This is a genomic window from Erwinia sp. QL-Z3 (genome assembly GCF_004551645.1).
Classification (GTDB): Bacteria; Pseudomonadota; Gammaproteobacteria; order Enterobacterales; family Enterobacteriaceae; genus Erwinia; species Erwinia billingiae.
Window position 1 is genome coordinate 3,907,203 of the sequence record NZ_CP037950.1, and the last position, 19,676, is coordinate 3,926,878.

The following is a 19,676-nucleotide window of genomic DNA, read 5'->3' on the forward strand; positions in this document are numbered from 1 at the left end:
TGCTGAATGCGCACCAACCCAGCAATAATCCGGGTTGGCGCGTAAACTTTCGACTATTTTTCGGGGGTTACTGGCCCTTTCTGCAGGGTTTCTTTCAGCTGGACAATCAGATCGCGACGGAAATCACCCAGACGGGGTTTGTCACCTTCAATCCACGGCAGCGGACGGCACAATTCCATGGTTTTGATCCCCAACCTGGCGGTCAGCAGCCCGGCACCAATCCCCTGCGCGGCACGGGCGGAAAAGCGCGCGGCCAGATCCTGAGACATCCAGTCCATCCCCACTTCCCTGACCAGTTCGGACGCACCGGCAAACGCGATATTAAGCAGCACCAGACGGAACAGGCGGATACGGCTAAAGTAGCCCAATTCAATGCCATAAATGGCGGCGATACGGTTCACCAGACGCAGGTTTCGCCAGGCGATAAACGCCATCGCCACCAGCGCCAGCGGGCTGACGGCGATCATCAGGGTCGACTCAGCCGAACTACGGCCAATTTCACGCCTGGCCTGACGATCTAACACCGGTTGAACCAGCTGGGCATACAGACCAACGATTTCGCGATCGTTGTGGGTTTCATGCAGCGAGGCATGCCAGCGTTGCAGCGCCGGGTGTCCCTGATCCAGCCCGGCCTGTCTGGCCAGCTTTTCACAGAACGCCCGCCCTTTGCCCATGCCGTGACTGGCGAGTAATTCCCGCGCCACATCCCTTTCTTCCGCACGCTCACGCAGGCGATACAGGCGACGCCATTCGGCAATCAGTGAACCCGCGCCGGCAAACACAATTAATCCACCGGCGACACAGCCGCCCATCGCTATCCAGTCCTGCTGGAGCCAGGCATTGTGCGCCCACTGCACGCCCTGCGCGACCACGCTTGCCCCCAGCACTGCCAGACCGGCCTTGACCATTTTGCGCCACAGACTGCGTTTTGGCCGCAGGGCCGCTTCAACCACGCGTTCACCTTCGCCCTCTTCGACAGGCTCAAGATCGGGATCTTCCGGGACGAAAACCGCATTCTGCTGCTCAAATGCCTGTGCCGCCTTCAGATTCGGCAGCGTTTCGGCTTCCAGTGGCTTAGCAAAATCAATTCGAGGTTTAATTGGCGTATTCATCGCAATTTATCTCCCAGTAAAAACTCCAGCGCGGCATCCATCCTGATGTGCGGCAGTGGACGATCCACATCCAAATCCTGTGGCCGGAATTGTTCAAAGTGAAAACCCTGTTGCTGCCAGAATGCATTGCCCGGCAGGCGTGGCGGCACTTCACCGGGATAGACGGTGAGCGGTTCATTATCCGCCAGGCGATGACCGCGCAATGCCGGGATCTTCTCACCCTGATGATCCACCAAGCCACTTTGGGTCGCCTGCACCGAGGCCAGGCCCATACAGTCCATGGTGATGCCTTCAAACGCCGCGTTCTGCCAGGCGTCCTGCACCAGCTGCTGCAGCAGTGACACCAGATTGGCGTGCTGATCCGCGGTGACGTGATCGGATTTGGTGGCGGCAAACAGCAGCTTATCGATTACCGGCGAGAACAGGCGGCGAAACAGCGTGCGCTGGCCGTAGGAGAAGCTCTGCATCAACTGGGTCAACGCGAGGCGCATATCGTTAAACGCCTGCGGGCCACTGTTCAGCGGTTGCAGACAGTCGACCAGCACGATCTGGCGGTCGAATTTCAGGAAGTAGTTTTTATAGAAACCTTTGACCACATGCTGGCAATAGTAGTTAAAGCGCGCGCGCAGCATACCGATGTTGGTACTGGCATCCGCCTGCGCCAACCGGGCTTCATGACTCTCATCCAGCTGTGGCCACGGGAAGAACTGCAGCGCGGGCGCGCCGGCCATATCGCCGGGCAGCACAAAGCGACCGGGCTGAATAAAATGCAGGCCTTCCTGCTTACATTTCAGCAGGTATTCTGTCCAGGCCGCCGCAATTTCACCCAGCCGATTTTCATCAGCCGGTGCCAGCGGATCCAGACCTTGGCACAGGGTTTTCCAGCGTTCAGACCAGCTGGCGCGATCGCCCTGCAACAAACCGGTCATCTGCCGCGACCAGCCGAGGTAATCCTGGGCCAGCATCGGCAAATCCAGCAGCCACTCGCCGGGATAGTCGACAATTTCCAGATAGAGCGTTGAAGTATCTTTGAAATGCCGCAGCAGCGATTCTCGTGAGCGATAGCGCAGCGCCAGACGCATTTCGCTGACGCCGCGGGTTGGCGTTGGCCAGTCCGGCGGCGACGCATAAAGCTGGGAGAGACCTTCGTCGTAGGTGAAGCGCTGAATGCCCATATCACGCTGTGGCACGCGCTTAACGCCTAACAGCCGCTCTTCGCGAACGGCGGAAAACATCGGCAGGCGCGCGCCGGAATTGACGTTGAGGAGTTGATTAACCAGAGAGGTGATAAAAGCGGTTTTCCCGCTGCGGCTGAGGCCAGTGACAGCAAGGCGCAGGTGGCGATCCGCGCCCCGATTCACCAGCGACAGCAATTCATTTTGAAGTCGGTTCATTGTGGTGTCGGCACCTTTTATTGTTCTGTTTACAGCAGTATTCGGGACGGCAAGTGTAGCAAATTAAGGCAAGGTTTTAGACTTATTCCAGCGGGCGGTAGCGCCACGCACGGCACGACGCAGTAAGGGTTCCAGTGCCCAGGCAAGGAAGATTTTCAGCGGACGGTGGGCGACAGATTTAACCGCCCAACCGGCCAGACCGCCAGGTCCGTAAGTCAGTGCGCTAATCAGCACAAATTTCCCCACCCTCTTGAACGCGGGCGCGGCGTTACTTTTTACAGATGATTGCCAGTTACGCATAAATGTACTCCTGAAAAGAAGAGAAAGGCCCGCGAACGAGCCCGCTCAGAGGGATTATAGCTGACGAAAACGGCTGCGGACGCTGAAGGTTTCCGAGGTAACGTAACGCTCCATGTTCCTCAGGCTGGCTTCGCCACCGTTCAGCTCGGCGCCCAGTTGATCCAGCAGCTGGTGCGCAGTTGGCGCTCTTTCGCCATTTCTGTCCAGTTCATCTGGCATCTCATCCAGCACAAACGCCAGGCCGAAATAGGCGATCAGGGTGAAGAAAAACAGGCCAAAGAACATCGACAGCACCACAATCACCCGCACCAGACGTACCGGGATATCCAGATATTCGGCCACGCCGGCGCAAACGCCCTTCACTTTGCCGCGAGCAGGAATGCGGTAAAGCTTTTTGCCCTTAATGGTTACGCCGCTCATGGCTGCCTCCAGTTCGGGTGCTCTGCATCCAGAATTTCTTCCAGCGCCTGCACACGCTCACGCATCCGTTTAGCATCCTGAGTTAACTGCTGCAAACGCTGCAGTTCACCTTGTGACAGCTCAGCGCCGTTGTTCTGACGGTTGCTGTAATGAAGCCATAACCAGATCGGTGCCACAAACAGCACGAAAATCGTCAGGGGTATGGCCAGAAATAACGCGCTCATTCATTCTCCTTGAAATATCGACCTGAACATTTTCAGGAACGGGCATCCAGCCAGGGATGCCGGGCACAGGCATTACTCACTGCGGTTCATTTTGGCTTTTAACGCCGCCAGCTGCTCACTGATTTCATCATCGGCGTGCAGGTCAGCAAATTCCTGATCCAGCGTTTTCTTTTTACCAAAGCTCTGGCTTTCTGCTTCGGCTTCCATATGATCGATACGGCGTTCAAAGGATTCGAAACGGGCCATCGCTTCATCAATTTTACCGCTGTCCAGCTGACGACGCACGTCACGTGAAGAAGAAGCGGCCTGATGGCGTAAGGTCAGGGCCTGCTGACGGGCGCGGGTTTCGGTGAGTTTTTTCTCCAGCTCGCCAATTTCGCCTTTCATACGGGTCAGCGTCTCTTCAACCTGCTCAGCTTCACGCTTCAGTGACACAATCAGCTCGGTCAGCTTCTGTTTTTCGATCAGCGCCGCACGGGCCAGATCGTCTTTCTCTTTACGCAGCGCCAGCTCGGCTTTGTCCTGCCATTCGGTCTGCTGTACTTCAGCCTGGTCGATACGACGCACCAGCTGTTTCTTTTCTGCCAGCGCACGGGCGGAGGTCGAGCGCACTTCGACCAGCGTGTCTTCCATTTCCTGAATCATCAGGCGTACCAGCTTTTGCGGATCCTCTGCTTTCTCCAGCAGCGAATTGATATTGGCGTTCACGATATCGGCAAAGCGAGAAAAAATACCCATAATCAAAGTCCTCGGTAGTGTCTTATTGAATGTGCGCAGTCATCTGCGTCGACGCTATTACCTATTCAAATCGCGTGCCAACTTTTATCTTATTGATTTATGGGCATTCTCACTGTTTACAGGCTGATGCCGATTGGTTAATGTGGTGTAAATAACTAACATCTGGTGAATTTCATGAGCGAAAATAACGAGACGCTGCTCGGCGAGTCAAATAACTTTCTCGAAGTGCTTGAGCAGGTTTCCCGTCTGGCGCCGTTGAACAAGCCGGTGTTGGTCATTGGCGAGCGGGGAACCGGGAAAGAGCTGATCGCCAGCCGTCTGCATTACCTGTCCGACCGCTGGCAGGGGCCGTTTATCTCCCTCAACTGTGCGGCGCTGAATGAAAACCTGCTGGATTCGGAACTGTTCGGCCATGAAGCCGGCGCCTTTACCGGCGCGCAAAAGCGCCATCTGGGCCGCTTCGAACGTGCTGATGGCGGCACCCTATTCCTCGATGAGCTGGCCACCGCACCGATGCTGGTACAGGAAAAACTGCTGCGAGTAATTGAGTACGGGCATTTGGAGCGCGTTGGCGGCAGCCAGCCGCTGCAGGTGAGCGTGCGGCTGGTCTGTGCCACCAACGATGATTTGCCGCTGCTGGCGCAGGAGGGGAAATTCCGCGCCGACCTGCTCGATCGCCTGGCGTTTGATGTGGTTCAGTTGCCGCCATTGCGCGAACGACGCAGCGATATTCTGGTGATGGCCGAGCATTTTGCCATTCAGATGTGCCGCGAGCTTGGCCTGCCGCTGTTCCCCGGCTTTTCGGCGCAGGCAAAGCAGATCCTGCTGGACTACGGCTGGCCGGGTAACGTCCGCGAGTTAAAGAATGTGGTTGAGCGCTCGGTCTATCGCCATAGCGAAGTCGATCAGGAGCTGGACAGCATCATTATCAACCCTTTTAAGCGCCAGCAGCCTGCCAGGGAGACTGAAGTGGCTGAGGCTGGCAGCCTGCCTGATTTACCTCTGGATCTGCGCCGCTGGCAGAATCAGCAGGAGAAAGATCTGCTGGATAAAAGCCTGGCTCAGGCCCGCTATAGCCAGCGTCGCGCGGCGGAATTACTGGGCGTTACCTATCACCAGCTGCGCGCGATGATGAAAAAGCACGGCATCAATGTCGATAAGTAAGCCCTGACGGCAGACAAAAAAAAGCCCGCTCGAGGCGGGCTAAAAAATACTGGAAGCAATGTGAGCAATGTCGTGCTCTTCTTCGGTAGAGCCACCGTCGAAGCGCAGGAGAATAATAATCATTCGCAGTATCAACTGTAAAGTACTTTGTTGAGAATATTTCTCATTACCATAGTAACATTGGGCGTATTCTGAACACCCCTGAACAGTGCAGGGAAACCTTTTATTCCCTTTTTGTCGGAAAAAACGTCAGTTATCCCGGCAAACTTTGGGGCAGACCGGAGAGTGCGGTACACTCTGACTATTGCCTGATTTTTCAGATGACTTATGCGCACATTATTCTCCACGCTTCTGCTGGGGCTGAGCCTGTTCAGTGCCTCAACCTGGTCCGCTTCGCCCGGCGATATTCGTCAGAGCGGTTTTGTCTATTGCGTCAACGGCGCGGTCACCACCTTTAACCCACAGTTAGCCAGCGGCGGCCTGGTGGTTGATACGCTGGCGGCCCAGCTGTATGACCGTCTGCTGGATGTTGACCCCTATACCTACCGGCTGATCCCGGAACTGGCGCAAAGCTGGGAAGTGCTGGATAACGGCGCCACCTACCGTTTTCATCTGCGGGACAATGTCCATTTCCAGAAAACAGCCTGGTTCTCCCCTACCCGCACGCTGAATGCCGACGATGTGGTGTTCAGCTTTCAGCGCATTTTTGACCGCCAGTCGCCGTGGCATAACGTCAATGGCGGCAGCTATCCCTATTTCGACAGCCTGCAGTTCGCCGATGCCGTGCAAAGCGTGAAGAAGCTGGATAAAAATACCGTTGAGATCCGCCTGCACAACCCGGACGCCTCATTCCTCTGGCACATCGCCACCCATTATGCGCCGGTGCTTTCCGCCGAATATGCCGATCGCTTGACCAAGGAAGATCGCCAGGAACAGATGGATCGCCAGCCGGTCGGCACCGGTCCGTTTATGTTAAGCAGCTATCGCACCGGGCAATATATCCGTCTGGCGCGTAATCCGGAGTACTGGAAAGGCCTGCCGCGCATGCCGCAGGTAGTGATTGATATGGGCGCTGGCGGTACGGGCCGCCTGTCGAAGTTACTGACCGGCGAGTGCGACGTGCTGGCCTATCCTGCCGCCAGCCAGATTTCGATTCTGCGCGACGATCCGCGTCTGCGTCTGACCTTGCGTCCGGGGATGAATATTGCCTATCTGGCGTTTAACACCCGCAAAGCGCCGCTGGATCGCGTTGAGGTGCGTCAGGCGCTGGCGCTGGCGATCAACAACGAACGTCTGATGGAATCCATTTATTACGGCACGGCGGAAACCGCGGCATCTATTCTGCCGCGCGCGTCCTGGGCTTACGATAATGAAGCCAGAGTGACCGAATATAATCCGAAAAAAGCCCGTGAAGAGCTAAAGGCGCTGGGCGTGACCGATCTGCATCTGAATTTATGGGTGCCGTCAGCGTCCCAGTCGTGGAATCCCAGCCCGTTAAAAACGGCTGAGCTGATTCAGGCCGATCTGGCGCAAATCGGCGTCACGGTAACCATCGTCTCGGTTGAAGGCCGGTTCCAGGAAGCGCGCCTGATGCAGATGAATCATGACCTGACGCTGACGGGCTGGTCGACGGACAGTAACGACCCGGACAGCTTCTTCCGTCCGCTGTTAAGCTGCGCGGCGATCGGCTCGCAGACCAACTATGCTCACTGGTGCGACCCGGCCTTTGACGAGGTGCTGCATAAGGCGTTGCTTTCTCAGCAGCTGGCTTCGCGCATTGACTATTACGATCAGGCACAACGCATGCTTGCCCAGTCGCTGCCGGTGCTGCCTCTGGCCTATTCCCTTCGCCTGCAGGCCTATCGCCACGATATTCAGGGCCTGGTGTTGAGCCCGTTCGGTAACGCGTCGTTTGCCGGCGTGCACCGTGATAAAGGCGAGGAGAAATAACCATGGTGATTTATACGCTGCGACGCCTGGTGCTGTGGCTGGTTACCCTGTTTATGCTGACGCTGGTGGGCTTCAGCCTCAGTTACTTTACGCCGCATGCGCCTTTACAAGGGGCCTCGCTCTCAGACGCCTTCTTCTTCTGGTACAAAGGCCTGTTCCAGCTGGACTTTGGCGTTTCAAGCATTAACGGCGAACCAATTGGTCAGCAGATCCGCGAGGTGTTTCCCGCCACGCTGGAGCTGTGCATTATGGCTTTCGCGCTGGCGATGTTTATTGGTATTCCGCTGGGAATTGCCGCCGGCGTGATGCGCAATAAATGGCAGGATAAAACCATCAGCGCGCTGGCGTTGCTGGGTTTTTCGATGCCGGTATTCTGGCTGGCGCTGCTACTGACGCTGTTCTTCTCGCTGAACCTCGGCTGGCTGCCGGTTTCTGGGCGCTTTGACCTGCTGTACCCGGTGAAGAATGTCACCGGCTTCGCGCTGATTGATGCTTGGATCAGTCCTTCGCCGTGGCGCCATGAGATGCTGGTCAGTGCACTGATGCACCTGATTTTGCCGGTCACCGCCCTCGCCGTCGCGCCGACCACGGAAGTAGTGCGTCTGCTGCGCATCAGTACCCGCGAAGTGATGGAGCAGAACTATATTAAGGCGGCTGCCACCCGCGGCCTGTCACGGTTTACCATCATTCGCCGCCACGTGCTGCATAACGCCCTGCCACCGGTGATCCCACGCCTGGGCCTGCAATTTTCCACCATGCTAACGCTGGCGATGATTACCGAAGTGGTGTTCAGCTGGCCGGGACTTGGTCGCTGGCTGGTGGATGCCATTCGTCAGCAGGATTACGCGGCGATTTCCGCCGGGGTGATGATGGTGGGCGGTCTGGTGATCACGGTAAACGTGCTGGCCGATATTCTGGGTGCCGCGTTGACGCCGCTGAAGCATAAGGAATGGAACGCCGTCCGCTAGGCGCAATCGCAGGGCAGCTTGAAAAATCGCCTGACTGCGCCAGACTTTAGGCATCGATTAAAGGAGGTCAGTCATGCCCTACGATTCACGAAGTGCCTTACCCGACAGCGTTCAGCATGTGCTTCCTGCTCATGCCCAGGACATTTATATGGCCGCATTTAACAGTGCCTGGAATGAGTATAAAGATAAAAAAGACCGCAAGGATGACAGCTCGCGGGAAGAAGTGGCCCATAAAGTGGCCTGGGCGGCGGTTAAGCATCAGTACGAAAAAGGCGACGATGATAAGTGGCATAAAAAGTCATCGTAATCAGAAGGCCTTAACGCTGGAAATCCTGATGCGGCTTGCTGAAAATTCTCACGCATTATGCTGACCTGAACCGCCGCCCGGCGGTTTATTTTTTTGTGCCCGACCACACCCAGTGCTGAATTTCCGGCAGGTCTTCGCCATATTCGCGCACGTAATGATGGTGTTTCTGCAGACGTTGCTGCAGATCGTCAACGGCCTGTGGATGACGGTCGGCCACTCCCGGAACATGGCGGATGGCCGACAGCGCCAGGTGATAACGATCCAGCTCATTCAGCACCGTCATATCAAATGGCGTAGTGGTGGTCCCCTCTTCATTAAATCCATGCACGTGGAAGTTATGATGATTGTTACGCTGATAGGTCAGTCGGTGAACCAGGTTGGGATAACCATGGAAAGCGAAAACGACCGGCTTATCGCGGGTGAACAGCGCATCAAACTCCGTCTCAGATTTGCCATGAGGATGTTGCTGCTGGGTTTGCAATGCCAGCAGGTCGACCACATTAACCACGCGGACGCGTAATTCCGGCAAAATCTCACCTAACAGGTCGACTGCCGCCAGCGTTTCCAGCGTTGGCACATCGCCGGCACAGGCCATCACCACATCAGGTTCGCCCTCACTGCTCGCCCAACGCCACTCACTCATACCGGCTTCGCAATGGGCAATCGCAGCTGGCATATCCAGCCATTGCGGTGAAGGCTGCTTGCCGGCCACGATCACATTAATGCGATCCCAGGTGCGCAGACAGTGATCGCCTACCCACAGCAGCGTGTTGGCATCCGGCGGCAGGTAAATCCGCACGATGTCGGCTTTCTTATTGGCAACATGATCGATAAAGCCGGGATCCTGATGGCTGTAACCGTTGTGGTCCTGCCGCCAGACGTGTGAAGAAAGCAGATAATTCAGCGACGACACCGGCTTGCGCCACCCCAGTTTGCGCGTCACCTTCAGCCATTTCGCGTGCTGGTTGAACATCGAATCTACGATATGAATAAACGCTTCATAGCAGTTAAACAGGCCGTGACGGCCCGTCAGAAGATAGCCCTCCAACCAGCCCTGACACTGATGTTCGCTGAGGATCTCCATCACTCTGCCATCGCGGGCTAACTGCTCATCATATGTCTTCAGCGGCGCCATCCAGCTGCGGCTGGTGGCGTCGAATACCGGGGTGAGCCGGTTCGATGCGGTTTCATCCGGACCAAAAAGACGGAAATTATCAGGATTGCGGTGGAATATCTCCGCGAGATAATGACCCAACTGTTCCGTAGCGCCGCCGGTTGTGCTGCCTGGCTGACCGGTCTCCAGCGCGAACGCATGGATATCGGGTGCGCTCAGCTCGCGACGAAGGCGACCGCCGTTGGCATAAGGTGACGACCCCATCCGTTTATTCGCCGCAGGCACCAGCGCGCGGAGTTCAGCTATCAGTGAGCCATTATCGTCAAACAGTTCCTGCGGCTGATAACTGCGCATCCAGTTCTCTAAAATTTCCCGATGCGCGTCGTTTTCCCGACAGGCCGAGACCGGCACCTGATGCGCACGCCAGAAATCCTCGACCTTTTTGCCATCTACCTCTTTTGGCCCGGTCCAGCCTTTCGGGCTGCGAAACACAATCATTGGCCATCGTGGAACAGTCTCTGAGCCATTACCCGAACGGGCTTCCTGCTGGATATCGGCAATTTTGGAGAAAGCCGAATCCAGTGCCGATGCCATTTGCTGATGCATGTCGGCAGGTTCGTGCCCCGAGACAAACAGCGGCTCATAGCCATAGCCGCTAAACAGCTGTGTGAGGTCATCGTCACTGCTGCGCCCGAGAATGGTCGGGCTGGCAATTTTATAGCCATTAAGATGCAAGATGGGCAGTACCGCGCCATCACGCTGGGCATTAAGAAATTTTATACCGTGCCAGCTTGAGGCGAGCGGCCCGGTTTCCGCTTCACCGTCACCAATCACACAAGGCACAATCAGTTCGGGATGATCGAAAGCGGCGCCAAAGGCATGGGATAAAGAATACCCCAGCTCGCCCCCTTCATTGATTGAACCCGGCGTTTCCGGTGCTGCATGACTGGGAATGCCGCCGGGAAATGAAAACTGTTTAAACAGTCGCTGCATACCCGCTTCGTCTTCGCTGACGTCGGGGTAAATTTCACTGTAACTGCCTTCAAGCCAGGTGTTTGCCACCATCGCGGGCCCACCGTGGCCCGGCCCACAGATAAACAGCAGGTCCCGATCGCGCTGACGGATAATGCGGTTCAAATGGGCGTAAATAAAATTCAGGCCGGGCGTGGTTCCCCAGTGCCCAAGCAGGCGGGGCTTGATGTGCTCTGGCAAAAGAGGATTGCGTAATAACGGATTACCCATCAGGTAAATCTGCCCCACCGAAAGATAGTTTGCAGCACGCCAGTATTTATCCAGCAGCGCCAGTTCGTGGGTCACGGATTCTTCTGCCATCACTTTTTCTCCCGATAGTTAGCCTTTAACTAACCCTACTCGAGGATCACCGATCGCGCGAACCAGCGGAACGGCAGTGGCTGGGATGGGATGGACGCGTGGTGGCGGGTGAAGCGGTCACCCTTAGGGTATTAACGTTAGCCCACGTTGTAGCAGCAGTTAACACACCCAAATCTCATTCAGATATTTTGACAAACACCAGCAAATAACCCGCCTTTCGCAAAATAATCATCAGGAGTATCATTCTTCACATCGAGGCAGAACGCCTCATTATGAATAAAAAAAACTCAGGAAACGATCATGAAATCAGTCAAAAATTTAGTTGCGATTATTGCCTTCTCTACAATTTCTTTCGGTAGCTTTGCGCAAAGCATCACCGCTTCAGCCTCTTCTCTGGATGGTGCAGAAGCACAAATCGCCGCCCAGGCACAGGAACTCGGTGCAAAATATAAAATCACCGAAGCAAGCTCTAACAATTTCGTGCACATGACCGCAGAGCTGATTAAATAATAAAACGCTTCGGGTCGCCCGTCCGGCGGCCCTGATAGCGTTAAATTCTGCCCGCACAGTGACTTCGGAAGGAATACCTGTCTATGTTCAGCAAACTACTCAGCAGCATTTTCAAAAGCGGGAATGAAAATTCCACGGAAATGCATTTCGATACTACTCAGCAACAGGAAAATACGATGTCTAATCACTTTCTGGCCCTGGCAAAACAACGCCGGACTATTTATGCACTGGGTAAAGATATTCCTGTCGCGGATGAAGAACTGATCGATACGATCAAAGAGGCGGTGAAACAGGCCCCTTCTGCCTTTAACTCCCAAAGTTCCCGTATCGTTATCCTGCTGGGAAATGAGCATAACCGTTTCTGGGAAATCACCCGTGAGCAGCTAAGAAAAATCGTACCGGCGGATCACTTTGCGGGAACCTCTGCCAAAGTCGATGGCTTTGCCGCTGCAGCAGGCTCGGTGCTGTTTTTCGAAGATCAGGACGTGGTGAAAACGCTTCAGGAGCAGTTTGCTTCTTATGCCGATAATTTCCCGGTCTGGTCTGAACACAGTACCGGCATTGCACAGTACGCCGTATGGCTGGCACTGGCCGAAAAAGGCATTGGCGCTAACCTGCAGCACTACAATCCCCTGATAGACAGCGATGTGAAGACTGCCTGGCAGATCCCCGACTCGTGGAAATTGAGGGCACACATGAACTTTGGCTCAATTGAAGCGCCAGCAGGCGAAAAAACCTACATTGATGACGACCAGCGCTTCATCATTGCAAAGTAAAACCTCTTCAGGCCGCCGCCAGGCGGCTTGTTATTAACGGCCCCTCTATTCTCAACAATTCATTTCTCCTGTTGTTCTTCCTGCCTGATTTATCTTTTTCACTGTCATCATTAACGTGTAGGTAATTAGCGTTTACGCTAAAGTAACTCACTGATTTTCATCCGGGCGCCCACTATGCCAGCAGTTATTTCCACAGAATCCTTCAACAGCATCGTTCATTTTGTGACGGCGGCAAACTCCAACAGCTTTACCGAAGCCGCTGAACAGCTGGGGGTGTCGAAATCGGCAATTGGGAAAAGTATTCAGCGCCTTGAACATAATCTGGGTACCGCGCTGTTCCACCGTACCACCCGAAAAATCAGCCTGACGACGGAAGGTGAAGCCTATCTCGCCAGTTGCCAGAGCGCGCTGGAAACGCTGCAAATGGCCGAGATGGCATTGCGCTCTAAGCTGACGGAACCCACGGGCACGGTGAGGATGGATTTGCCGGCGGCATTTGGCCGATCGGTAATGATGCCGATTTTGATGGATATGACAAAGCGCTATCCCCACCTGAAGCTGACGATCATCTTTAATGACCGCATCATCGACCCACTGGATATTGGCTTCGATCTCGCGATTCGTTTTGGCGCAGTAAAAGACACCACCGATCTTATCGCCCGCAAGCTGAACGACCAGCAGCTGATCATTTGCGCGTCTCCTGACTATCTGTCGGCTTACGGCAAGCCGGAGACACTGGACGATCTCAATCATCATCGCTGTGTGCTCGCCTGGCGCGGTGGTGCACCGCTCAGCTGGTTGATTCGTGATGCTGAGGGGAGAGATGTCAGACTTAAGCCCACACCTTTTCATCAAATAAGTGATGGCGATGCGATGATCGATGCCTGCATTGCCGGCGCGGGCCTGATTCAGTTTCCGCAAGCATTGTTGCGGCCTCATATACAAAGCGGCAAGTTAGTGCCGATACTTTCGGCCTGCAATCCCGCCCCCACCGAGCTGAATGTGATCTGGCCACGCGCCCGTCATTTACTGCCCGGCGTGCGCTTTATCATTGATGAGCTTATCGCGTTAGCCGGACAAAAGGCCTTCGCGTGATTGTAGAATTTAATTCTACACTCTGTGCCCTTTCAGCCTGTTTATCCACTTCCACGTTCGGCGTAGGATTTCTTCAACGTCAGGTGTTCTGACAGTTCATCTACTTTTGAAGGGGTCTAACCATGCCAGTAGTTAATATTCAGATGTTCGACGGTCGTGATGATGCCAAACCGGCTATCGCTAAAGCGGTGACCGACGCTATCGCCACCCATGCCAACGTTGATCCACAGTATGTCTACGTCATTTTCAACGACGTCACCACCGACAACTGGGCAATTTCAGGTGAGATTTTTGCTGAGACGCTGAAAAAATCGGGCTGAGATGCAGCCATGCCGGCCGTTATGTCTTTGTCCGTAACGGCCTGTGCCACTTCAGTGCGCACTCCCCGCTTTCTCCGTTGTACTTCCGCCTCCTCCCCGATCTCTGGAGATCTTCATGAAAAATGAAATTACCTGCGTATTCCACCTGGCCGTCAATGACGGACAATTTCCGGCGTTTAAAGAGTTAGTTTCCCGTGTGGTCGAAGCCACCAGCAAAGAGCCCGGCACCCTCAGCTATGTTTACAGCGTCAGCGACGACCAGAAAACGGCCCACATTGTTGAGCGTTATCGCCAGCAGGATGTGGTAAGCCATGTCGACATCACGTTCGCGCCTTTCGCCGAAGCCTTCCTCTCTTTGGTCACCATCACCGGCCTGACGGTTTACGGTGAGCCGGATGATGAAATTCGTGCACGATTGAACCCATTCGGTGCCGTGTATATGAAACCCTTCGATGGCTTTACCCGCTAAACTCCTTCAACAGACCAAAAAAGACACTGCTATGAAACTGTATGTTTACGATCACTGCCCGTTCTGCGTGCGTTCACGCATGATTTTTGGCTTAAAAGACGTTGCCTGTGAAATCGTTACGCTGCCAAATGATGATGAAGCCACGCCAACGCGACTCATTGGGAAAAAAATGCTGCCAGTGCTGGTCACCGAGAGCAAGGAGGCGATTGGTGAGAGTCTGGATATCGTTAACTATATTGATGCCACCTACGGTTCGCCGATGCTGACTGGATCTGTAAACTCAGCGATTGAAAGCTGGATGGATGACGCTTCGACACGCATTTATCAACTGGCGATCCCGCGCTGGGCGAGTTCAGATTTTGAAGAGTTTCGTCAAGCGCCAGCAAGGCAGTATTTTACCGCTAAGAAAGAAGCTGTTTTTGGCCCGTTCCCGTCTTTACTTGAACAAACCGATTCGCTGGTTGCGGAAATGAATGAGAAACTTGCCGCGCTGGAAACGTTAATATCAGTGACGAAGCGTGACAGTGAGACATTATCACTGACCGATATTCGCCTTTTCCCCCTGCTGCGTTCATTATCCATCGTCAAGGGAATGCACTGGCCGCCACGGGTTGATGCCTGGCGCAGAGAGATTGCCCTGCGATCTCAGGTCAATCTCAACGACGATATCGCTATATAATGCCGGTCTGCGGGTGACGAAGAGTTAACGTCGCCCGGAACCAAAGCGATCGGCGGCGAAATCGAGAAAACTCCGTACGTCAGGCATAAGTCGGCAATCCGCTGCATGCAGAATATGCATTGGACGAGTTGGTATTTTGAAATCGCAAGAGAGTGTAAAAATGTTTAATGTCGAATATTCGCTATTGCCTGAAAGCACACAGTTTATCTGGCCAGATTCGGGGAAACGAATTGATGTGGCGAAAGGACTGGATTACATCCTGTCCGGCATTACCGCCGAGACGTCGCTCACCGCCTGGCATCTTGAAATGATGATTTACCGAACCGAAGAGATTATTGAATCTGATTCGACAATCCAACCGATTCACGGTGCGGCGATCAGCCACGGTCCTTTATTACGGGCCATCTGTGACAGCTATCTTGCGGGCGAATCCCCCGCCACGCCGGAGCCTATTGAAGCGGCATTTACTAAACTGGCCGATGAACTTTCCTACCATCCGCTGTCATTATCGACGGATGCACTACAGGTGCTGGCAGGGTTGGTATTTATCCGTGAGATAACACACCACCTGGCTATTACGGGCATCCACTACGCATGACTTTCAGGCATAAAAAAACCGGTTACTCCCAGCAGGGGTAACCGGTAACAGGTCTAAGCAGCGGTTATTTTAGGGGCGATCATTACCTCAAAAGACGGGCTGATATCAGTAATGGATAACGGTGCGGATAGATTTACCTTCGTGCATCAGATCGAATGCATCGTTGATGTCATCCAGACCCATGGTATGCGTGACAAACGGCTCAAGCTCAATATCCCCTTTCATCGCGTCTTCAACCATTCCAGGCAACTGACTGCGGCCTTTAACGCCACCGAACGCCGAGCCTTTCCACTGACGACCGGTTACCAACTGGAACGGACGCGTGGAGATCTCTTTACCTGCACCGGCGACGCCAATAATGATGGACTGACCCCAACCACGGTGTGAAGACTCAAGCGCGGCACGCATCACGTTCACATTGCCAATACATTCAAATGAGTGATCAACACCCCAGCCGGTCATTTCAATAATGACTTCCTGAATGGGCTTGTCGAAATCGTTTGGGTTAATGCAGTCGGTCGCGCCGAATTGTTTAGCCAGCTCAAACTTGCCTGGGTTGGTGTCGATAGCAATGATGCGACCCGCTTTCGCCTGACGCGCGCCCTGAATCGCTGCAAGGCCGATACCGCCCAGGCCAAAGATTGCTACCGAATCGCCTGCCTGCACTTTAGCCGTATTGTGAACCGCACCAATACCGGTGGTCACGCCACAACCCAACAGGCAAACGTGCTCGTGATTGGCTTCCGGATTGATCTTCGCCAGCGAGACTTCAGCAACCACGGTGTACTCGCTGAATGTTGAACAGCCCATATAGTGATAGATAGGCTGGCCGTTATAGGAGAAACGCGTGGTGCCATCTGGCATCAGGCCTTTGCCCTGGGTGGCACGGACGGCGGTACACAGATTGGTTTTGCCGGATTTACAGAACAGGCACTCGCCACATTCAGCGGTGTACAGCGGGATGACGTGATCGCCTGGCTTAACGCTGGTGACCCCTTCACCCACTTCAACCACCACACCTGCACCTTCATGGCCCAGCACTGCAGGGAACACCCCTTCAGGATCGTCGCCAGACAAGGTGAAGGCATCGGTATGACACACGCCGGTGTGGCTGATTTTCACCAGCACTTCGCCAGCACGCGGCGGCTCAACATCGAGCTCGACAATTTCTAAAGGCTTGCCTGGACCAAACGCAACCGCAGCACGAGATTTCATATATTGCACTCCACATAAATAGGGTTAGAGGAAGCGGAGGGAGAGATCGTGAGTCTCAGTTTCGCCGCTCTCTGCAGGGATGAATGATTCATCATGGGGAAGAGTATAGATCGCATACCCCTACGGGGTATATAGGCTCTGGGTATTAAATAGTGCTTAATGAATTAATTGATTGTTATAAAAAGAATTTAAATGTCGCTGAAGGGTTGTGACGATATTCTGGCGGGTGCCCCTGATTTTTGGCTGACTGAGAAGATGCGCTGATTTTTGGGCATAAAGCAGCCTGTGGGTTGGCTGCCTGCATTGAGATGACTGAACATACTAACAGGACGTTATTTGAAGTAGGATTTGACCAGCTTGACCAGCTCACCGATATCTTCACCCGCCTCGCTGTCAGGCTTCAGTTTCCCGGCAAACTCTTCTTTTATATAGCTTTCGAGGATTTCGGTCATCAGGCCATTCATCGCGCCTCTGACTGCTGCCATTTGCATCAGTACCGGGGCACAATCCGCACCCGCTTCCAGCGAACGCTGTATCCCTTCGCATTGCCCCTGAATCCTTTTTATTCTGTTTAGCGCGCGTTTCTTATCTTCGGGGGAGTGTGGCATACATCCTCATATAGGGTACCGGGGTATATTATGACATGACGTTATAACTGATATGGGCGAAAACTGACAGGATAAATTATTCCCCCAGAAAGACCTTAACGCCTTCAGTGATGGACGATAGCGGACAGTTTGCCAGAGGGGAACGGCTTCACCAATACCCCCACCCTCAACCTTCAGGTTTTTAATGCATCAATCACGATTCTTAATGCCGGTGACACATTCCGATGCGGATAATAGAGGAATGAACCGTCGAGGCGTTGGCTGAAACGCTGTAACACTCTGACCAATCTCCCCCGCTGCAGATCATCGGATACCAGTTCCTCTGGAACATATGCCAATCCAAGACCACGCCTGGCGGCTTCGGCCTCCATATAACTGTCAGAAAAGGCCCATTGTCCCTGAGGCCGGTGGGTGATTTTTTTTGCCTGCTGGTTAAGTTCCCATGCATACACGCTGCCGTCGGCAAACTGGTAGGCAATACAGGGATGGGCCACTAAATCCTCAGGAGTTTGTGGAAAACCATAACGACGAAAATGTTCAGGTGTAGCAACAATCGCCATCTCCATATCGGGCGTAATCCGCACCGCGATCATGCCCTGTCCGACCTCAGGACCAAGGCGTATGCCAGCATCGAATCTTTCCGCAATGATATCGACAAACCGGCTTTCGCTGATCAGTTCCAGCCGGATATCCGGATAACGTTGTTGAAAAACCGCCAGCTTGGGCAGGAGGACTTTATCTATGGCATGCTGGCTGGCATTAATACGCACGGTGCCAGAAGGCGTCTGACGATAATGTGCCAGTGTGGCCAGTCCACTATTCAGAGCATCGAATCCGGTCTCCGCCGTCTTGTAGAGCTGCTCACCGGCCTGGGTCAGCGATAGCCTGCGTGTGGTACGGACCAAAAGTTGTACCCCTAACCTTTCCTCAAGCTCGCGGACAGAACGGCTAATGCCAGACTGAGCGAGCCCAAGCCGCTGCGCTGCGGCAGTAAAACTGCCTTCCCGCACCACCTGCATAAACAGGTAAAGCTCATTGTAGTTTTCCCGTTTGGCCATCACCGTCTCCGTGCATCTCGATCTATACCAATAGGGTATGAATCCTAGCACTCTTCACCGTCTAATCAGCACTATTTACGCTAAGTATAATCCCCCTTTCGAGCTCAAATGCAGCGCCTTCCCTTGCGGAAACTGCATTCACACCGTGTTTTTCAAGGGGAGTCTTTTATGAAAATTTTCACCCGTAAAGTCACAGCTGTTATACCCGCATTACTGCTATGCACGTCATTAAGTGGTGTTACAACAATGAGTCACGCTGAATCAACCAATCCAAATGCGCCCGTGTCGATGGTGGCGAAATGGGACAAAACCTTTGTTGAAAGCAGTAAGGTCGAACATCGTAAGGTGACCTTCCCAACCCGTTACGGGATCACTCTGGTCGGCGATCTGTATATTCCTAAAGATCGTGGAGACCGCAAGCTTGCGGCAATTGCGGTCAGCGGTCCCTTTGGCGCAGTTAAAGAGCAATCCAGCGGTTTATACGCGCAGACTCTGGCAGAAGATGGGTTTGTTACCCTGGCCTTTGATCCCTCCTATACCGGGGAAAGCGGCGGCTCGCCCCGCAATGTTGCCTCTCCGGATATCAATACCGAAGACTTTAGTGCTGCGGTAGATTTCCTTGGTTTACAAAAAGAGGTCGATCGCAACCGCATCGGTATTCTCGGCATCTGCGGCTGGGGAGGTATGGCGCTGAATGCAGCAGCAATGGATACCCGCGTCAAAGCGGTCGCGACCAGCGTTATGTACGACATGAGCCGCGCCATGGGCCATGGTGTTGGCGACGGAAAAGACCGCTATTCAACGGCCGATCGCCGTGCGGTATTACACTATCTGAACGAGCAGCGTTGGAAGGATGCAGAAAGCGGCAAAACCGCCTATGCGGGTCATGATATTTACGTTGATGAGAGCGGGAAAGTAACGACTTCCGAACGTATTCTACCGGAAACCTTACCCGCAAATCCCAATCCGGTGTTGAAAGAGTTCTTCGATTATTACCGTATGCCGCGCGGGTTCCATCCGCGTTCGGTTAACTCTGCCGGTGCCTGGACAGCCACAACGCCCTTATCGTTTATGAATATGCCATTGCTGAGCTATGCCAATGAAATCACGATTCCAACGTTAATTGTTACCGGTGAAAAAGCCCATTCACGCTATTTTGCGGAAGATGCCTTTAAGGCGGTTGGCAGCAAAGATAAAGAACTGGTGATTGTCCCGGGCGCTAACCATGTCGATTTATACGACAACGTTGCCGGTAAGATACCTTTCACCCGCTTTGATACGTTCTTTAAAACCCGCTTACGTTAACCTCCCGAGAATGATTGGTT

22 protein-coding genes are annotated in these 19,676 nt (G+C 53.9%); 12 read left to right on the forward strand and 10 right to left on the reverse strand.

Translation table 11 applies throughout. The annotated features are described in order from the left end of the window. Positions 1–53: 53 nt before the first annotated feature. The 6 genes from E2F51_RS18695 to pspA all read right to left on the reverse strand — a co-directional run bounded on the left by E2F51_RS18695 (position 54) and on the right by pspA (position 4,188). Complete coding sequence (locus tag E2F51_RS18695) at positions 54–1,112, reverse strand: YcjF family protein (protein ID WP_134824225.1); 1,059 nt, start codon at positions 1,110–1,112, stop codon at positions 54–56. Next, positions 1,109–2,506, reverse strand: coding sequence for a YcjX family protein (locus E2F51_RS18700; protein WP_134824226.1), 1,398 nt, complete (start codon positions 2,504–2,506; stop codon positions 1,109–1,111). Before E2F51_RS18700 ends, E2F51_RS18695 begins: the two co-directional genes overlap by 4 nt. A gap of 63 nt (positions 2,507–2,569) precedes the next feature. Beyond that, positions 2,570–2,806, reverse strand: a complete 237-nt coding sequence (gene pspD / locus E2F51_RS18705; protein WP_134824227.1) for a phage shock protein PspD — start codon at positions 2,804–2,806, stop codon at positions 2,570–2,572. Between the two features lie 54 nt (positions 2,807–2,860). After that, the gene (pspC, locus tag E2F51_RS18710; RefSeq protein WP_134824228.1) at positions 2,861–3,226 is read right to left on the reverse strand and encodes an envelope stress response membrane protein PspC; all 366 of its coding nucleotides are present in this window, start codon (positions 3,224–3,226) and stop codon (positions 2,861–2,863) included. Next, positions 3,223–3,450: an envelope stress response membrane protein PspB gene (gene pspB, locus E2F51_RS18715; RefSeq protein ID WP_013202324.1), complete on the reverse strand. Its 228-nt coding sequence runs from the start codon at positions 3,448–3,450 to the stop codon at positions 3,223–3,225. The genes pspC and pspB overlap by 4 nt, the downstream gene beginning before the upstream one ends. Before the next feature lie 72 nt (positions 3,451–3,522). Next, positions 3,523–4,188 (reverse strand): phage shock protein PspA, encoded by a 666-nt coding sequence (gene pspA, locus E2F51_RS18720; RefSeq protein ID WP_134824229.1) that lies wholly within the window; start codon positions 4,186–4,188, stop codon positions 3,523–3,525. A 174-nt stretch (positions 4,189–4,362) separates the two neighbouring features. On the opposite strand from pspA, the gene pspF reads away from it, so the two are divergent. The 4 genes from pspF (at position 4,363) to chaB (ending at position 8,577) form a co-directional block, all read left to right on the forward strand. Beyond that, a complete protein-coding gene (gene pspF, locus E2F51_RS18725) occupies positions 4,363–5,352 on the forward strand; it encodes a phage shock protein operon transcriptional activator (protein WP_013202326.1) in 990 nt (329 codons plus the stop codon). Positions 5,353–5,679: 327 nt separating this feature from the next. After that, positions 5,680–7,302, forward strand: a complete 1,623-nt coding sequence (gene sapA, locus E2F51_RS18730; RefSeq protein WP_134824230.1) for an ABC transporter substrate-binding protein SapA — start codon at positions 5,680–5,682, stop codon at positions 7,300–7,302. 2 nt (positions 7,303–7,304) lie between these two features. Continuing rightward, positions 7,305–8,270 (forward strand): putrescine export ABC transporter permease SapB, encoded by a 966-nt coding sequence (gene sapB, locus E2F51_RS18735; RefSeq protein WP_013202328.1) that lies wholly within the window; start codon positions 7,305–7,307, stop codon positions 8,268–8,270. 73 nt (positions 8,271–8,343) lie between these two features. Then, entirely contained in the window at positions 8,344–8,577 is a 234-nt protein-coding gene (gene chaB / locus E2F51_RS18740; protein WP_134824231.1) for a putative cation transport regulator ChaB, read from the forward strand. An 85-nt stretch (positions 8,578–8,662) separates the two neighbouring features. Here chaB and E2F51_RS18745 read toward each other — a convergent pair whose 3' ends face one another. Further along, positions 8,663–11,023: a phosphoketolase gene (locus tag E2F51_RS18745; RefSeq protein ID WP_134824232.1), complete on the reverse strand. Its 2,361-nt coding sequence runs from the start codon at positions 11,021–11,023 to the stop codon at positions 8,663–8,665. 300 nt (positions 11,024–11,323) lie between these two features. On the opposite strand from E2F51_RS18745, the gene E2F51_RS18750 reads away from it, so the two are divergent. The 7 genes from E2F51_RS18750 (at position 11,324) to E2F51_RS18785 (ending at position 15,470) form a co-directional block, all read left to right on the forward strand. After that, on the forward strand, positions 11,324–11,533 hold the full coding sequence (locus E2F51_RS18750) for a YdgH/BhsA/McbA-like domain containing protein (RefSeq protein WP_013202331.1): 210 nt from the start codon (positions 11,324–11,326) through the stop codon (positions 11,531–11,533). A 176-nt stretch (positions 11,534–11,709) separates the two neighbouring features. Then, positions 11,710–12,309: a nitroreductase family protein gene (locus E2F51_RS18755; RefSeq protein WP_134824233.1), complete on the forward strand. Its 600-nt coding sequence runs from the start codon at positions 11,710–11,712 to the stop codon at positions 12,307–12,309. 174 nt (positions 12,310–12,483) lie between these two features. Beyond that, complete coding sequence (locus E2F51_RS18760; RefSeq protein ID WP_134824234.1) at positions 12,484–13,404, forward strand: LysR family transcriptional regulator; 921 nt, start codon at positions 12,484–12,486, stop codon at positions 13,402–13,404. Between the two features lie 122 nt (positions 13,405–13,526). Beyond that, positions 13,527–13,724 carry a 4-oxalocrotonate tautomerase family protein gene (locus E2F51_RS18765; protein ID WP_013202334.1) on the forward strand — a complete coding sequence of 66 codons (198 nt, stop codon included), beginning with the start codon at positions 13,527–13,529 and terminating at the stop codon, positions 13,722–13,724. Positions 13,725–13,839: 115 nt separating this feature from the next. After that, positions 13,840–14,193 (forward strand): putative quinol monooxygenase, encoded by a 354-nt coding sequence (locus tag E2F51_RS18770; protein WP_134824235.1) that lies wholly within the window; start codon positions 13,840–13,842, stop codon positions 14,191–14,193. A gap of 31 nt (positions 14,194–14,224) precedes the next feature. Next, a complete protein-coding gene (gene grxB / locus E2F51_RS18775) occupies positions 14,225–14,872 on the forward strand; it encodes a glutaredoxin 2 (RefSeq protein WP_134824914.1) in 648 nt (215 codons plus the stop codon). Between the two features lie 160 nt (positions 14,873–15,032). Then, on the forward strand, positions 15,033–15,470 hold the full coding sequence (locus E2F51_RS18785) for a hypothetical protein (RefSeq protein ID WP_167738415.1): 438 nt from the start codon (positions 15,033–15,035) through the stop codon (positions 15,468–15,470). 105 nt (positions 15,471–15,575) lie between these two features. Here the strand turns inward: E2F51_RS18785 and E2F51_RS18790 are convergent, their stop codons facing one another. The 3 genes from E2F51_RS18790 to E2F51_RS18800 all read right to left on the reverse strand — a co-directional run bounded on the left by E2F51_RS18790 (position 15,576) and on the right by E2F51_RS18800 (position 18,351). Then, entirely contained in the window at positions 15,576–16,685 is a 1,110-nt protein-coding gene (locus E2F51_RS18790) for an S-(hydroxymethyl)glutathione dehydrogenase/class III alcohol dehydrogenase (RefSeq protein ID WP_134824237.1), read from the reverse strand. Between the two features lie 332 nt (positions 16,686–17,017). Further along, complete coding sequence (locus E2F51_RS18795) at positions 17,018–17,293, reverse strand: metal/formaldehyde-sensitive transcriptional repressor (RefSeq protein ID WP_013202339.1); 276 nt, start codon at positions 17,291–17,293, stop codon at positions 17,018–17,020. A 173-nt stretch (positions 17,294–17,466) separates the two neighbouring features. Then, positions 17,467–18,351, reverse strand: coding sequence for a LysR family transcriptional regulator (locus tag E2F51_RS18800; protein ID WP_134824238.1), 885 nt, complete (start codon positions 18,349–18,351; stop codon positions 17,467–17,469). Between the two features lie 168 nt (positions 18,352–18,519). Between E2F51_RS18800 and E2F51_RS18805 the strand changes: the two genes are divergently transcribed. Then, positions 18,520–19,656 carry an alpha/beta hydrolase gene (locus tag E2F51_RS18805; RefSeq protein ID WP_134824239.1) on the forward strand — a complete coding sequence of 379 codons (1,137 nt, stop codon included), beginning with the start codon at positions 18,520–18,522 and terminating at the stop codon, positions 19,654–19,656. Positions 19,657–19,676 lie beyond the last annotated feature (20 nt).

Coding starts and splice junctions, on each gene's coding strand:
- E2F51_RS18765 (WP_013202334.1), top strand. CDS start 13,527: ATGCCAGTAGTTAATATTCAGATGTTCGACGGTCGTGATGATGCCAAA.
- pspB (WP_013202324.1), bottom strand. CDS start 3,450: ATGAGCGCGTTATTTCTGGCCATACCCCTGACGATTTTCGTGCTGTTT.
- sapB (WP_013202328.1), top strand. CDS start 7,305: ATGGTGATTTATACGCTGCGACGCCTGGTGCTGTGGCTGGTTACCCTG.
- E2F51_RS18745 (WP_134824232.1), bottom strand. CDS start 11,023: ATGGCAGAAGAATCCGTGACCCACGAACTGGCGCTGCTGGATAAATAC.
- pspD (WP_134824227.1), bottom strand. CDS start 2,806: ATGCGTAACTGGCAATCATCTGTAAAAAGTAACGCCGCGCCCGCGTTC.
- E2F51_RS18750 (WP_013202331.1), top strand. CDS start 11,324: ATGAAATCAGTCAAAAATTTAGTTGCGATTATTGCCTTCTCTACAATT.
- E2F51_RS18785 (WP_167738415.1), top strand. CDS start 15,033: ATGTTTAATGTCGAATATTCGCTATTGCCTGAAAGCACACAGTTTATC.
- E2F51_RS18760 (WP_134824234.1), top strand. CDS start 12,484: ATGCCAGCAGTTATTTCCACAGAATCCTTCAACAGCATCGTTCATTTT.
- grxB (WP_134824914.1), top strand. CDS start 14,225: ATGAAACTGTATGTTTACGATCACTGCCCGTTCTGCGTGCGTTCACGC.
- chaB (WP_134824231.1), top strand. CDS start 8,344: ATGCCCTACGATTCACGAAGTGCCTTACCCGACAGCGTTCAGCATGTG.
- sapA (WP_134824230.1), top strand. CDS start 5,680: ATGCGCACATTATTCTCCACGCTTCTGCTGGGGCTGAGCCTGTTCAGT.
- pspC (WP_134824228.1), bottom strand. CDS start 3,226: ATGAGCGGCGTAACCATTAAGGGCAAAAAGCTTTACCGCATTCCTGCT.
- E2F51_RS18795 (WP_013202339.1), bottom strand. CDS start 17,293: ATGCCACACTCCCCCGAAGATAAGAAACGCGCGCTAAACAGAATAAAA.
- E2F51_RS18695 (WP_134824225.1), bottom strand. CDS start 1,112: ATGAATACGCCAATTAAACCTCGAATTGATTTTGCTAAGCCACTGGAA.
- E2F51_RS18805 (WP_134824239.1), top strand. CDS start 18,520: ATGAAAATTTTCACCCGTAAAGTCACAGCTGTTATACCCGCATTACTG.
- pspA (WP_134824229.1), bottom strand. CDS start 4,188: ATGGGTATTTTTTCTCGCTTTGCCGATATCGTGAACGCCAATATCAAT.
- E2F51_RS18790 (WP_134824237.1), bottom strand. CDS start 16,685: ATGAAATCTCGTGCTGCGGTTGCGTTTGGTCCAGGCAAGCCTTTAGAA.
- E2F51_RS18770 (WP_134824235.1), top strand. CDS start 13,840: ATGAAAAATGAAATTACCTGCGTATTCCACCTGGCCGTCAATGACGGA.
- E2F51_RS18755 (WP_134824233.1), top strand. CDS start 11,710: ATGTCTAATCACTTTCTGGCCCTGGCAAAACAACGCCGGACTATTTAT.
- pspF (WP_013202326.1), top strand. CDS start 4,363: ATGAGCGAAAATAACGAGACGCTGCTCGGCGAGTCAAATAACTTTCTC.
- E2F51_RS18800 (WP_134824238.1), bottom strand. CDS start 18,351: ATGGCCAAACGGGAAAACTACAATGAGCTTTACCTGTTTATGCAGGTG.
- E2F51_RS18700 (WP_134824226.1), bottom strand. CDS start 2,506: ATGAACCGACTTCAAAATGAATTGCTGTCGCTGGTGAATCGGGGCGCG.